Source organism: Myxococcales bacterium, from assembly GCA_016712525.1.
GTDB lineage: Bacteria > Myxococcota_A > Polyangia > Polyangiales > Polyangiaceae > JAAFHV01.
In genome coordinates, this window is record JADJQX010000007.1 from 2,893,892 (window position 1) to 2,906,834 (window position 12,943).

Annotated in this window: 12 protein-coding genes; 7 read left to right on the forward strand and 5 right to left on the reverse strand. The window is 69.4% G+C overall.

Features of this window, described 5'->3' with window-relative positions; all coding sequences use genetic code 11:
- The first annotated feature begins 104 nt into the window (after window positions 1-104).
- The 3 genes from IPK71_29220 (at window position 105) to IPK71_29230 (ending at window position 3,267) form a co-directional block, all read left to right on the forward strand.
- Window positions 105-1,157 (forward strand): glycosyltransferase family 2 protein, encoded by a 1,053-nt coding sequence (locus tag IPK71_29220; GenBank protein ID MBK8217828.1) that lies wholly within the window; start codon window positions 105-107, stop codon window positions 1,155-1,157.
- 15 nt (window positions 1,158-1,172) lie between these two features.
- Window positions 1,173-2,561 carry an O-antigen ligase family protein gene (locus tag IPK71_29225; GenBank protein MBK8217829.1) on the forward strand — a complete coding sequence of 463 codons (1,389 nt, stop codon included), beginning with the start codon at window positions 1,173-1,175 and terminating at the stop codon, window positions 2,559-2,561.
- An 85-nt stretch (window positions 2,562-2,646) separates the two neighbouring features.
- A complete protein-coding gene (locus tag IPK71_29230; GenBank protein MBK8217830.1) occupies window positions 2,647-3,267 on the forward strand; it encodes a thioredoxin family protein in 621 nt (206 codons plus the stop codon).
- A gap of 8 nt (window positions 3,268-3,275) precedes the next feature.
- Here the strand turns inward: IPK71_29230 and IPK71_29235 are convergent, their stop codons facing one another.
- The 3 genes from IPK71_29235 to dinB form a co-directional block, all read right to left on the reverse strand.
- The gene (locus tag IPK71_29235) at window positions 3,276-4,130 is read right to left on the reverse strand and encodes an MBL fold metallo-hydrolase (GenBank protein ID MBK8217831.1); all 855 of its coding nucleotides are present in this window, start codon (window positions 4,128-4,130) and stop codon (window positions 3,276-3,278) included.
- A gap of 37 nt (window positions 4,131-4,167) precedes the next feature.
- The gene (locus tag IPK71_29240) at window positions 4,168-4,884 is read right to left on the reverse strand and encodes a hypothetical protein (GenBank protein ID MBK8217832.1); all 717 of its coding nucleotides are present in this window, start codon (window positions 4,882-4,884) and stop codon (window positions 4,168-4,170) included.
- Between the two features lie 63 nt (window positions 4,885-4,947).
- Complete coding sequence (gene dinB, locus IPK71_29245; protein ID MBK8217833.1) at window positions 4,948-6,183, reverse strand: DNA polymerase IV; 1,236 nt, start codon at window positions 6,181-6,183, stop codon at window positions 4,948-4,950.
- A gap of 204 nt (window positions 6,184-6,387) precedes the next feature.
- Between dinB and IPK71_29250 the strand changes: the two genes are divergently transcribed.
- A complete protein-coding gene (locus IPK71_29250; GenBank protein ID MBK8217834.1) occupies window positions 6,388-7,638 on the forward strand; it encodes an alpha/beta hydrolase in 1,251 nt (416 codons plus the stop codon).
- Window positions 7,639-7,866: 228 nt separating this feature from the next.
- A complete protein-coding gene (locus tag IPK71_29255; protein MBK8217835.1) occupies window positions 7,867-8,292 on the forward strand; it encodes an Hsp20/alpha crystallin family protein in 426 nt (141 codons plus the stop codon).
- Window positions 8,293-9,546: 1,254 nt separating this feature from the next.
- Here IPK71_29255 and rplT read toward each other — a convergent pair.
- Window positions 9,547-9,894, reverse strand: a complete 348-nt coding sequence (gene rplT / locus IPK71_29260; GenBank protein MBK8217836.1) for a 50S ribosomal protein L20 — start codon at window positions 9,892-9,894, stop codon at window positions 9,547-9,549.
- Between the two features lie 18 nt (window positions 9,895-9,912).
- The gene (gene rpmI, locus IPK71_29265; protein ID MBK8217837.1) at window positions 9,913-10,110 is read right to left on the reverse strand and encodes a 50S ribosomal protein L35; all 198 of its coding nucleotides are present in this window, start codon (window positions 10,108-10,110) and stop codon (window positions 9,913-9,915) included.
- 375 nt (window positions 10,111-10,485) lie between these two features.
- Between rpmI and IPK71_29270 the strand changes: the two genes are divergently transcribed.
- Window positions 10,486-11,367: an SDR family oxidoreductase gene (locus tag IPK71_29270; GenBank protein ID MBK8217838.1), complete on the forward strand. Its 882-nt coding sequence runs from the start codon at window positions 10,486-10,488 to the stop codon at window positions 11,365-11,367.
- Between the two features lie 68 nt (window positions 11,368-11,435).
- Window positions 11,436-12,923 (forward strand): amidase, encoded by a 1,488-nt coding sequence (locus IPK71_29275; GenBank protein MBK8217839.1) that lies wholly within the window; start codon window positions 11,436-11,438, stop codon window positions 12,921-12,923.
- The last annotated feature ends 20 nt before the right edge of the window (window positions 12,924-12,943 follow it).

A 12,943-nucleotide genomic window follows, 5' to 3' on the forward strand; every position in this document is an offset into this window, starting at 1 on the left:
CGCGAGCATGAGAACGGCGAGTGAGACGAAACGCATCGTTTGCTCGTATCATACTTCGGGCCGCGCTCGGGAAGCGCCAAAGTTCACACGAGGAAGGAAAAGGCATGAAGGAGCCGTTCGTCACCATCGCCATGCCCTGCCTCGACGAAGAGGCGTACATCGAGGCGTGCGTCCGCACGGTCCTCGCCCAAGACTACCCGAAGGACCGCTTCGAGCTGCTCGTGGCCGACGGCATGAGCATGGACAAGACTCGGGAAATCTTGGCGCGCCTCGCCGCCGAGGACCCGCGCATCCGCGTCATCGACAACCCCGCCCGCATCCAATCGGCCGGGATCAACGCGATCCTGGCCGAGGCCAAAGGTGAAATCTTGGTCAGGATGGACGTGCACTGCGAGTACGCGCCCGACTACGTCTCCCAGTGCGTGAAGGCCCTCGAGCGCACCGGCGCGGACAACGTCGGTGGGGCCCAGCGCGCCCGCGCGAAGACCTTGTTCCAGCGCGCCTTGTGCGCCGCGCTCGACAGCCCCCTCGGCGTCGGCGGCGCCAAATACCGCTCGGCCGAGAGCGAGGGCTTCGTCGACACCGTGTTCCTCGGCGCGTTCCGGAGGCGCGTCTTCGAGACGGCCGGCATGTACGATCCGAAGGCCATCACCAACGAGGACGCCGAGCTCAATCAGCGCATCATCGAGGGCGGCGGCAAGGTGTTCTTGTCGAAGGACATCGTCGTCCACTACTTCCCACGTGGGAGCTTCCAGGCCCTCGCGAAGCAGTACTTCAAGTACGGCCAGGGGCGCGCGCGCACGCTCTTGAAGCGCGGAAAATTCCTCTCGCTAAGGCCCGCGATTCCGTTTCTCATGACGGTCTCGGGCGCCGCTTTGCTCCTCACCTCCCCCTTCCAGCCGTTCACCCCGCTCGCGTTCGCCGCCTATGCGCTCGGCACGGGCGCCGAGGCCGTGCGCGTGGGACGGGAGCTCGGCCCCCTCGGCGTGCCGCTCGTGTGGGCCATGTTCCCCGTCGTGCACGTGTCGCACGGCATCGGCTTCGGCGTGGGCCTCGTCAAGTACACGCTCGCGCGCGACTGGGCCCCCGAGCCCGAGCGCCTCTCCCCTCGCGACACCGACGGCAGCGCGCTCACCCCCGAGCCGCAGGCCACCTGAGACCGGAGAAGGACCGTGTCGACGTTCGGTGCAGCGCTTCTCATCGTGTTCCTCTTCGTGAGGCCGCAAGAGTGCTACCCGCCGCTCGAGGCGTTCAAGCTCCTCTACATCGCGATCGGCTTCGGGTTCCTGGGGATCGCGATCGACTTCGGCACCGGCAAGCTGAAGCTCGGCTCGCCGCAGTGGCCGATCATGATCGCCTACGTGGTGTGGAACGTCCTCTGCACGCTCGTGAAGGTAGGCGGCGGGCCCGTGGCCGACATGCAGGTCACGATGTTCTTCCCGGTCATCTACTTCGCCATGGTGATGTACGCGGGGCGCACCTTCGAGCGGTACCGCACGCTCGCCGTGGTGATGCTCGCCGTGTCGGTCACCATCGCGGGCTTCGGCATCTACCAGGGCAAGAGCGACTTCCAGTGCATCAAGATCTCCGAGGGCACCGATAGGTCCGAGGCGCACGACAAGTCCAAGGGCGAGCCCGACGGGCGCGAGTGCGTCGAGAGCCTCCAGTGCCGCGAGGGCGTCGACCTCAAGGACGACTACGAGTGCGAGCGGCCCGGCCTCTTCGGGACGTTCAGCGTCGCCAACGGGCGCGCGCGCTGGCGCGGCACCCTGTCCGACCCGAACGAGCTGTCCCTCTTCTGCGGCGTGGGCCTCACGTTCGCGTTCGCGCTCTACCAGGTGCTCGTGAGCCGCTTCTGGAAGAACGTCATCACGGGCGGCTCGGTGATCACCGTCATCTACTGCACGATCCTCACCGGCTCACGCGGCGGCATCTTGGTGCTGCTCGCGGTGTTCGGCGTGTACTTCGTGCGCAAGTACGGCCTGAAGGGCGTGGTCATCGCGGGCGTGTGCGGCTCCCCCGTGCTCCTCCTCGGCGGCCGCTCCGGCGAGGACGCCGAGGCCTCGTCGCTCGAGCGCCTGGGCGCCCTCTACGACGGCTGCGACTTCTTCAAGGCGAGCCCCATCTTCGGCCTCGGGCACAACCAGTTCATCGAGAACTACTTCATCACGGCCCACAACTCGTACCTGCTCTCGGCCTCCGAGCTGGGCCTGCCCGGCATCATCTTGTGGTTCGCGGTGCTCTGGTCGAGCGTGAAGATCCCGTGGACCGTGGCCTTCCGCCCGCCGTGGGGCATGGACCCGCGCCTCTACCCGTTCTCGATCGCGCTCGTCACGTCGTTCGCGGGCATCTTGGTGGGCATCTTCTTCTTGTCGTTCACCTACCACCCGATGATGTTCGTCTATTACGGCTTCTGCGGCGCCTACTACGGCGCGGTGAAGCGCAGCGCGCCACACTTCGAGGTGAAGATGACCGGCCAAGACTGGAAGTGGGTGAGCGTCGCCGCCACCGCCGCCATCAGCGTCATCTTCGTGTACACGCGCATCAAGGGTCAGCCCTGACCTCGTAACCGCCCGTCCCGACGGGAAAATCCGCGGAGGTCACGCCCGGCTTGGTGGTCGGGGCGCGGTCTGCTTCGATCGGTGGGTGCTCCCGCGTCCCCTCGCCGCCCTGCTCGTCCCCGTGATCGCCGCCTTTGGCGCCGCGGGCATCTTGCTCGCTCCCGAGGGCTACGTCGCGATCGGGCTCGGGCTCGCGTTCTTCGGCCTCGGGATGGGCGTCGCCCTCGCGTGGGCCGAGAGCGCCGGCGGAGCGAGGGCGCGCGTGGGGTACTTCGGCTTGGGGCTCGTCGCGACCTTGGTCGCCGTCGGAGGAGCATCGGCCATCGACCACGAGAGGCCCGCGCCGCCCATCGTCTTCGTGACGAACGACCATGCCGTCGCGGCGATCGAAGCGGCGCGCCTCGCGCACCGGCCCGTGGTGCTCGACTTCGGCGCCACGTGGTGTTTTCCCACGTTCCACTTCGACGGCGACACGAGGGGCCACGACGCCGTGCGCAAAGCGAGCCGCGACTTCGTGATGATCCACGTGGACGCCTCGGACGACGAGGTGCCGCTCGTGCGAGAGCTCCTCTCGCGGTACCGCGTCATCGGCGTTCCCCAAGTGATCGTGCTCGACGGCGAAGGGAACGAGGCCGCGCGGCTCGACACCTACGTCGACGATCCGAGGGTCGTGCTCGGCGCGCTCCGCAAAGCCACGGGCCCCTGAGGCGAGGCTCAGCCCGCGAGGCGCGCGAGGGGCTCGAGGGGCATGTATTTCCCCTTCTCGCCCTTCGTGAGGCGGCTCGCGACGACCTTCGGATCGTGCGTGTAGAACGCGAGCCCGTCCTCCGCGAGGATGCGCGCGAGCACACGCTCCTTCTCTTCGATGAGCAGCTCGGGGAAGCGGTCGTAGCCCATGGTGATGGGCAGGTGCACCCACGGCGTGCCCGGCACGAGATCCCCGAGGAACGTGACGGGGCGCTCCCCTCCCTCGACGCGCGTGAGCATGAGCCCCGGCGTGTGCCCCTCCGAGAACGAGAACGAGTACGCGTCGCCGAGAGTCGTCGAGCGATCGCCCGAGACGACCTCGACGCGGCCCGTCGCCTCCATGAGCTCCTGCAGCTCGGGGATGAACGAGGCTTTGTCGCGCGCGTGCGGGTGCTTCGCGCGCTCCCACGCGCCCTTCGACACGACGAAGCTCGCCTTGCCGAACGCGAGCCTGTGAGGCTTCCCCTCTTCGAACGGCGCGAGCAGGCCCCCCGCGTGATCGAAGTGGAGGTGGGAGAGCACCACCACGTGCACGTCGTCCGGCGTGAGGCCCACGGCCGCGAGCGACCCGAGCAGCACGCTCTCGGTCTCCTCGACGCCGTACCGCTCACGGAGCTTCGGAGGGAAAAACGAGCCGATCCCCGCCTCGAGGAGCACGTTGCGCCCGGAGGGCTCGCGCACGAGCAGGCCCCGGCACGCGAGCGAGATGCGGTTCTTCTCGTCCGGCGGGCACCAGGTCTCCCACATGGTCTTCGGGCAGTTGCCGAACATGGAGCCGCCGTCGAGCCTCTGACGGTTGCCCTCGATCGAATGGAGCTTCATGCGGTCCTCCCTCTCGTCGTCCGGCCGGCGAAGCGCCTCAGAAGCAGCCGACCTTGGTGCCGAGCACGCGGCAGTTGAGCTTCCCTTTGCAGGTCTCGTCCAGCACGTAGTGACCCGAGCGGCAGACGAGGATGGACTTTCCTTCCATGTCGCAGGTGTAGCTCTGGTCCTTGCCGCACGCGTCGTTCAGGACGGCGCGCGTGTCGTCGCACGAGATCTGCTTGGCGACCACCAGGCACCCCTTGGGGCCGCGGCACGTGGCGGAGACGGTGAACTTTCCGTCTTTGCAGACGAGCTCGACCTTCTTGTCGGGGGAGCAGGCGTAGTCGTCGTTGTGAGTGCAGGCGTCCCCCATGGAGGCCACGGTGTTGTCGCACTTCACCGTCTTGCCGACGAGGGTGCAGCCGTTTTGCCCGAGGCAGCTCGCCGTGCGGGCCCAGTGGTTCTGCTTGCACTCGAGCATGGCCTTGTGGTCGCCCGCGCAGACCACGTCCCCCTCGAGGTTGCACACGTCGGAGTCCTCGGCGACGGTCTGGTCGCACTCGGCCTCGCTCCCGACCTTGCGGCACCCGGCGGGGCCACGGCACGTCATGGGCTCCCACGCGCCGCCGTGGCACACGAGCGCGCTCTTCGCGTCGACGCACGACTCGCGCCCCTCGCGCCGGCAGCTCCCACCTTCCTTGGGTTTGCAGGCGACGACGACGAGCCCCAATACGAGGCTGGCGAAGAGGGCCTTCGCGTGGCGTGTCGACATGGCGCGCACTCTACAAAAAACGCGGCGAATTCCTCGAAAAAAGTGAGGGACGTGCCGGCCGCGTCACCGCCTACGCGGCGCGAGATCCCCTTCGCCGGCCACCTTCGCGAGGTCCTCGCGCGCCACCCCTACCCCGTTCGGGCGCCGCTCCGGAGCGTCCAGCAACGACGCGCGGGTCAGGATCCCGCCGAATTTGTCGTTCACGGCCCCGACCGCGCCCTCGAGGCGCTTGCGGCGCTCACGGGCCGGATCGGCGAAGAGCTCGCGCGTGAGGGGCTCCCCTTCCAGCCCGGACACGTGCACCCCCACGAGGCGCACCCGCGTGTCGGCGAGGCCCATGCGGCGGATCTGCGACGTCGCCGCCTCGTGGATCGAGACCGTGTCGCTCACCGCGTCCGGGAGGGAGATCTGCCGCGAGACGAGGGTGAAGTCGGCGCGCTTCACCTTCACGGCCACGGTCCGCGCGACGAGCCGCTCGGCGGTGAGGCGACGCGCCACCTCGGCCGCGTGGGCGAGGGCCGCGCGCGCGATGGCCTCCTCCCCCACGAGGTCCTCCTCGTAGGTCGACTCCGAGCCGATGCTCTTCGCGGGCGCGTGAGGCACGACGGGGCGATCGTCCTCGCCGCGCGCGAGCGCGATGGAGCGCCCCGCGTAGGCCCCGAGCACGGGCGAGAGCGTGGCCTCGGTCGACCGCGCGAGGTCCCCCAAGGTGCGGAGGCCGAGCGCGCGGAGGCGCGGCGCCGTCTTCGGGCCGATGCCCCACATGCGCTCGATCGAGAGCGGTGCCAAGAACGGAGCCGCGGGGTACGGCGCGACGACGAGGCCGTCGGGCTTCTCGAGATCGCTCGCGACCTTCGACACGAACTTGCAGTGCGACACCCCCGCCGACGCCGTGAGCGAGAGCTCCTCGCGAATGGCCGCGCGGATGGCCGCCGCGATCTCTCTGCCCCCGCCGAAGAGCGAGCGGCTCTCGGTGACGTCGAGGAAGGCCTCGTCGAGCGAGAGCCCCTCGACGAGCGGCGTGTAGCGGCGAAAAATCGCGAACACCCGCGCGCTCACCTCGGCGTACCGTTCGCGCCGGGGCGGCACCACGATCGCCTCGGGGCACCGGCGGAGCGCCTCGGCCATGGGCATCGCGGAGCGTGCCCCCTTCGCCCGCGCCGCGTACGAGGCGGCCGCGACCACCCCACGCCGGAACGCTCCCCCGACGAGCACCGCCTTCCCGCGGAGCCTCGGATCGTCGAGCTCTTCGACGGACGCGAAGAACGCGTCCATGTCGACGTGAAGGATCGTCCGCATCTCGCTCGATCGTAATCGATGCGCCGAAATCCGCCGGGCATTCCGCGCAAACCAACGCATATTTCCCATTCATTTCGCACATTTGAGAGATCCCGCAGCGAGGACCGCGCGCTCCGTCGTGACAAAGAATGACGACGAAGGACCGACCTCTGACAATGTTTCGGGCGGCGCGGGCGTCCCTCCGAGCAGAAGGAAAGGGCCCCGATGCACGCCTCCCCGCGCTCCCTCACGACGCTCGCCGCGACCCCGCTCTCGCCCCGCTCGCTCATGACCTCCGCGCCCCCCTCCGAGCCCCGGCTCTCGCCCCCCGCCGGGGCGACCCGCCGCTTGCCGACCCCGATGTCCCGCGCGACCCGGTTTCGGCTACGCCTCCTCGTGCTCGTGATGCTCGTGCTCTTCGCCGGGCCCGTCCTCCGCGACCACCGCGCGGCGGCCACGCTGCTCGGGCGCTTCTCGGACGCGAAGGCCGAGGTCACGGGGCTCGACGAGGGCGAGATCTTCCTCGACGCCCCGCGAGGCAAGGTGCGGGCGCGCACGTTCGCGCCGAAGGGACGCGCGGGGCTGCCCGGGGTCGTGCTCGTCCACGGCATCCAATACCAAGGCATCGACGAGGCTCGCATCACGCGCTTCGCTCGGGCCTTCGCCGACACGGGCGTCGTGGTGCTCATGCCCGAGATCGCCGAGCTCAGCGACTACCACGTGGACCCGCGCTCGATCGGCACCGTGGGGGCCGCGATCGAGGCGCTACGCGCCCGCACGGGCCGCGACCGCGTCGGGCTCATGGGGATGAGCTTCGGCGGGGGCATCGCGCTGCTCACGGCGGCGCGCGAGGAGCACCGGGACCACGTGGGGTTCGTGGTCGCGGTCGGCGCCCACGACGACCTCGCGCGGACGCTCCGCTTCTTCGCGACCCGCACCGTGGGTTTCCCCGACGGCACGGCCCGCACGCAGCGCGCGCACGACTACGGCGCGATGGTGCTCGTCTACAACCGCGTGCCGGACTTCTTCCCCGAGGCCGACCGCGAGGAGGCCACCTTGGCGCTGCGCGCGTGGCTCCACGAGAAGCGCGATATCGCGCGGGAGCACGCGAAGAAGACCGCCCCCGCGTCGCGCGATCTCCTCGAGGAGATCTTCACGACCGACCTCGCCGGCATCCGCCCCGAGCTGCGCCGCATCGTCGAGACCCACGCGGGCGAGGACACGGGCGTCTCTCCCCACGGGCACCTCGAAGGGCTGCGCGCGCCGGTCTATCTCCTCCACGGCGAGGACGACGTCGTGATCCCTTCGGCCGAGACGCTGTGGCTCGCGAACGACGTCCCCAAGGGCCTCCTCCGCGAGGCGCTCGTGAGCCCCGCCATCCGCCACGTCGAGGTCGAGGGCGAGCCGACCCTCGCGCAGAAGTGGGCGCTCCTCCGGTTCATGGGGCGCGTCATCGGGGAGGCTCGAGCCCTCTGACCAAGGGGCCTCCCCGGGCGTGGCACGGAGCTCTCCGAGCTCCCCTTTACAGCGTGGGGCACGTGCTTACGGTACGGAGCGACGGCGAGAGACGGTGCCGAGCGCGAAGGCGAAAAGCCCGCGTGTCGCCCACGGTACGTGCATGGTGCACGTGCATCTCTCGCCTTCGCCCACCTCAAAGCCAAGACCGCGCGCGCCGAGCTCCGGCCGCACGGGAGGAGCCTCGTCATGCGCACGTCCTCTCCCTTCGATCGTCTCCTTTCCCCCCGCCTCTCCCCCTTCGACCTCTTCGACCGTGAGCTTCACCGGGCCGCGCCTCGGTCGGCGGAGCCCACCTTCGCGACCAACGTGTGGGAGGCCGAGGCCGCCTTCGAGATCGTGGTCGACCTGCCCGGCTTCGCCGAGTCCGACGTGGACGTGAGCGTGCACGACGACACCGTCGCCATCCGCGCCGAACGCAAGGACGCGACGCGCGAGGGCAAGAAGCTCCACCTCCACGAGCGCCGCACCGCGAGCTTCGCGCGCTCGTTCTCGATCGGCCAACCGATCGACGCCGAGGGTGTCACCGCCCAGATGAAGAACGGCGTGCTCACGGTCACCGTGCCCAAGAGCAAAGCGGCAGGCGCGCGCCACATCCCCATCACCGCCGCCTGAAGCGCGCACCGCTCGGTCCCGAATTCTCGAACGAAATCCACGGTCTTCGGTGGGGTGCGGACGGCCTTCGCCCGCGCCCCGGCGATGCGCTATCCTGAGGGTTCGGGAGGTGCACGTGGCAAGGTCGAACGAGTTGGCGAGCATCCGAACGAGGCGTGGCCTCGGTGTCGTCGCGGCGCTCTCCCTGGTCGGCGGGGTAGGCGTCGTCGCCGCTTGCAAAGACGCCACGTACATCGAGGTGAAGGTCTCGGGAGACTCGAGCCTCTGCACGGGCCAAGAGAAAACCCGCTACACCCTCTACTCGCGCAAGCCTGGTCCGATCGTGGACGGCGACGACGGCGCAGGGCCCGAGGGTGTGCTCGCTTCGTGTGATCCCAAGCTCGAGCGGACCTTCTTCTTCGGTGATTTCACCGTCGTTCCACGCGAAGGCAAGGTCGACGAACCCGTCCTGGTCGAGATGCGCGTCAACACACGCGGCCCCTCGTCCGGAAAGGACTGCGTCGTCGACGACAAGGGGACCGTGGCGCCCACCTGCATCGTGGTCCGGCGGAAGCTCCGCTTCGAGTCGGGTCGGCGAATCGAGCTCGCGACCTACCTCGACGATCGCTGCCTCGGAAAGACGTGCGCCGAGGACCAGACATGTTTCCGCGGAGGCTGCGTCAGCGCCGACGTGGTCTGCGACGCTTCGGGCTGCCTCACCGAGGCCGAGCGTGCCGCCGGCAGCGCAGGCCTCGACCCTTCGAGGCCCGCGAACCTGCCGCCTGGGGCCATCGGAACCGACGACGCGGGCCGCACCGTCTACATCGACGGCGCCGTGGTCGACGAGGCAGGCCGCGTTCACCTCGAGGACGGGGCCATCGTCGAGCTCGACGGCGCGGTCACCACCGAGGACGGCGCGCCCCCTCCCGACCCCGACACGGGGCTGCCCGACACGTCGACCGGTGTCGACTCGAGCTTTCCCCCACCGGACGCAGGCGCGGACGCCGACTCCGGGCTCGGCGGATACGTGAACCCGAGCTGTTCGATCTGCCCCCAAGACTGCTGCGCGAGGCCAAGGGACGACAGTCGGCCTGTTTGCGTGCCGCCCGGTGTGCGCCCCGAACGAGTCATCCTGCTGCATCGTCATGCCGCTCCCGGACGGCGGGTCGAAGGAGAACTGCAGCCTGGGTATCAAATAGCGCGACGGGCTCGAAAAGAACGAAGCCCCGCTCTCTCTCGCGAGAGGCGGGGCTCGTTCTTGCTTGGAAGCGAGCGTCAGGCCTTGGCGGCTTTGACGATCTGCTCGAAGCCCTTCGGGTCGACGATCGCGATGTCCGAGAGGACCTTGCGATCGAGGCCGATCTTCGCCGACTTGAGGCCGTGCATGAGGCGCGAGTAGCTCGTGCCGTTCGTGCGGGCGGCCGCGTTGATGCGGGCGATCCAGAGGCGACGGAAGTCGCGCTTCTTGCGCTTGCGGTGGGCGTAGGCGTAAACCCACGCCTTCATCACGACCTCTTTCGCGTAGGCGAAGAGGCGCGAGCGGGCGCTGTGGTAACCCGAAGCGTGCTTCAGGATGCGGTTACGGCGACGACGCGCCTTGAATCCTCGTTTTGCGCGGGGCATGGTCTACCTCTTCTCCGTTCAGCCGTAAGGGATGAGACGCTTGATGTGCTTCTCGAGCGTCTTGTCGACCATGTCGTTGTTGCGGAGGCGACGGATGCGCTTGCGCGACTTCTCCTGCATGCCGTGGTTGCCGCCCTGCTTGGGCCGGCGCACCCGGCCGGAGCCGGTCAGCTTGAACCGCTTTTTGGCGGTCTTTCGGGTTTTCATCTTGGGCATTGTGGTGCTCCGTTTCGCTCCGGCCGAAGGCCGCTCCCGCGGAGACTCGAGGGTGCTCGAGGCTCGGGGTGCGTTTTTTTGCCCGCCGAAAGCGTGAAGGACGGGCGTTATCGCCGACCCGATGCCCTCTGTCAAGCCGGGCTCGGCCAAGAAACGCGCCAGGGAGGCTTTCGGAGCCCGAGGCCGGCTCGATTGTAAAAATGAAGTTACTTCCCTTGCGGAAGCGAATGGTCGTTCCCACGGTGGTGGCGTCGCTCGAGGGTGCGTGGTGCACCGGAGAGCGGCGCGTTTTCCCACGAATCGAGGGAGGGGCCCCGAGGCGCACCAAGGCGCGCTCGTGTCCTCTTTTTCCCTCGAAGGCCATCGGAGCACATCATGAACGTCGTCATCACGGGCACGAGCAGCGGCTTTGGAAAGATCACCGCGAAGCACCTCGCACGGGCGGGGCACACGGTCTTCGCGACCATGCGCGGGGTCTCCGGCAAGAACGCCCCTGCCGCGGACGAGCTCCGCACCTTCGCCGCCTCGGAGAAGGTGGCTCTCCACGTGCTCGAGCTCGACGTCACGGACGACGCCTCGGTGGCCGACGCCGTCGCGCGCATCGAGGCCGTAGGGCCCATCGACGTCGTCATCAACAACGCGGGCTTCGGCTACTTCGGCCACGGCGAGTCGATCTCGGCCGACCAGCTCGCGCACCAGCTCGACGTGAACGTGGTCGGGGTGCAGCGGGTGAACCGCGCGGTCCTGCCCGGCATGCGTGCGCGGCGCTCGGGGCTCCTCGTGCACGTCACGAGCGGTCTCGGTCGCATCGTCCTGCCGACGCTCGGAGTGTACGGGGCGAGCAAATTCGCGCTCGAGGCGCTCGCCGAGGCGTACCGCTACGAGCTCGCGGCGCTCGGGATCGACTCGGTGATCGTGCAGCCCGGAGCCTTCGCCACCGGGTTCTTCGGCAACGTGCCCGACGTCGCGAGCCCCGAGCGAGGCTCGGCGTACGGTGCGGCCGCCGACCTCGGTCAGAAGCTCGGAGAGGCCATGCACGGCATGACCACGGCGAAGGACGCGCCGGACCCGGTGCTCATCGCCGAGGCCATCGCAGAGCTCATCGCGACCCCGGTGGGGCGCCGCCCGCTCCGCACCGTCGTCGATCCGCTCACGGGCCAAGGTACGGTGGCCATCAACGGGGTCGCGTCCGAGGTCCAGCGCGGCGTCTTCGAGGCGATGGGGCTCTCCGCGTTCCTCGAGCCGCGCGCCTCGTGACCGCTCGCCGCGGCGGGTGCTCCACGGCCTCATGGAGCACCCGGCACGAACCGCGGTAAGGTAGCCGGGTGACCCCCGAAGAGTACCTCACCTACGACGCCCTCTCCCTCGCCGAGCTCGTCCGCACGAAGAAGGCCTCGGCCCGCGAGCTGCTTCAGGTCGCGACCGCCGTGCTCGATCGCGAGAACCCGAAGATCAACGCGGTCGTGCACAGGCTCGACGCGCAGGCCAAAGCGGCGGCCGAGGCCGATCCAGCGGGCGCCTTCGGCGGGGTACCGTTCCTCGTGAAGGACCTCGACGGGGTGCTCGCCGATGCGCCCTACAACGCCGGCTCGCGCGCGCTGCGTGGGCACGTGGCCAAGGACGACACCGAGCTCTTCGCGCGGTACCGGAAGCTCGGCGTCGTATTCCTCGGAAAGACGAACACGCCCGAGCTCGGGCTCCTCGCGATCACCGAGCCGGAGCTCCACGGGCCGACCCGCAACCCCTGGAACCTCGGGCACACCCCGGGAGGCTCGTCGGGTGGCTCCGCCGCCGCCGTGGCCGCGGGCATCGTCCCCGTCGCGCACGCAGGCGACGGGGGCGGCTCGATCCGCATCCCCGCCTCGGCGTGCGGTCTCTTCGGCTTGAAGCCGACCCGCGGGCGCATGCCGCTCGGACCCCACAAGGGCGAAGGGTGGCACGGGCTCGTCGTGCCGCACGTGGTCTCGCGCACGGTCCGCGACAGCGCCGCGTTCCTCGACGCGACCCACGGCCCCGACGTCGGCGCGCCCTACGTCGCCCTCGCCCCGAAGGGCTCGTTCCTCTCGGCGACGCTCGAGCCCGAGAAGAAGCCGCGCCTCCGCATCGGCTTCTCGGCGCGCTCGATCCTCGGCGACAAGACCCACGACGACTGCCGGGACGCCCTCGACGCGGCGATGAAGGCCTGCGAGGCGCTGGGCCACGAGCCGGTCCCCGTCGAGATCCCCATCGACCGCGACGCCGTGCGGATCGCGTACCTCACGATCGTGGCCGCGGGCGCGGCGTACGGCGTCGAGGAGCTCGCGCGCACGGCCGGGAAGCCCGTACACCCGGACGACTTCGAGCCGCCGACGTGGTTCCTTGCCCAGCTCGGGCGGGCCTTCTCCGCCCTGGATCTCGAGCGCGCGCGAGCCACCCTCTTCGCCGTGCAGCGGCAGGTCGGCCGCCTCTTCGAGACGATCGACGTGCTCTCGACGCCGACGCTCGCGTATCCCCCGGCGAAGGTGGGTGAGCTCGCGCTGAAACCCGCCGAGCGTGTCGGCCTCCGTGCGCTCCGCGCCGTGCCCGCCAAGCCTCTCCTCGAGCGGGCGCTCTTCGAGCTCGCGAAGAACGCGCTCGAGCGGACGCCGAACACGATGCTCTTCAACATGACGGGTCAGCCCGCGATGAGCGTGCCGCTCTCCGAGAGCCGAGAGGGGTTGCCGGTCGGCGTGCAGTTCGTAGGAAAAATGGGCCACGAAGAGACCCTCTTCGCGCTCGCCGCCGAGCTCGAGCTCGCGAAGCCTTGGATCGCCCGACGCCCCAAGCTCCGCTGATCGGCCGCGAGCGCGCGGGA

Bases quoted from the DNA above. Each gene is read 5' to 3' on its own strand.
- IPK71_29250 (MBK8217834.1), top strand. From the start codon at position 6,388: ATGCACGCCTCCCCGCGCTCCCTCACGACGCTCGCCGCGACCCCGCTC.
- dinB (MBK8217833.1), bottom strand. From the start codon at position 6,183: ATGCGGACGATCCTTCACGTCGACATGGACGCGTTCTTCGCGTCCGTC.
- IPK71_29240 (MBK8217832.1), bottom strand. From the start codon at position 4,884: ATGTCGACACGCCACGCGAAGGCCCTCTTCGCCAGCCTCGTATTGGGG.
- rplT (MBK8217836.1), bottom strand. From the start codon at position 9,894: ATGCCCCGCGCAAAACGAGGATTCAAGGCGCGTCGTCGCCGTAACCGC.
- rpmI (MBK8217837.1), bottom strand. From the start codon at position 10,110: ATGCCCAAGATGAAAACCCGAAAGACCGCCAAAAAGCGGTTCAAGCTG.
- IPK71_29220 (MBK8217828.1), top strand. From the start codon at position 105: ATGAAGGAGCCGTTCGTCACCATCGCCATGCCCTGCCTCGACGAAGAG.
- IPK71_29235 (MBK8217831.1), bottom strand. From the start codon at position 4,130: ATGAAGCTCCATTCGATCGAGGGCAACCGTCAGAGGCTCGACGGCGGC.
- IPK71_29270 (MBK8217838.1), top strand. From the start codon at position 10,486: ATGAACGTCGTCATCACGGGCACGAGCAGCGGCTTTGGAAAGATCACC.
- IPK71_29255 (MBK8217835.1), top strand. From the start codon at position 7,867: ATGCGCACGTCCTCTCCCTTCGATCGTCTCCTTTCCCCCCGCCTCTCC.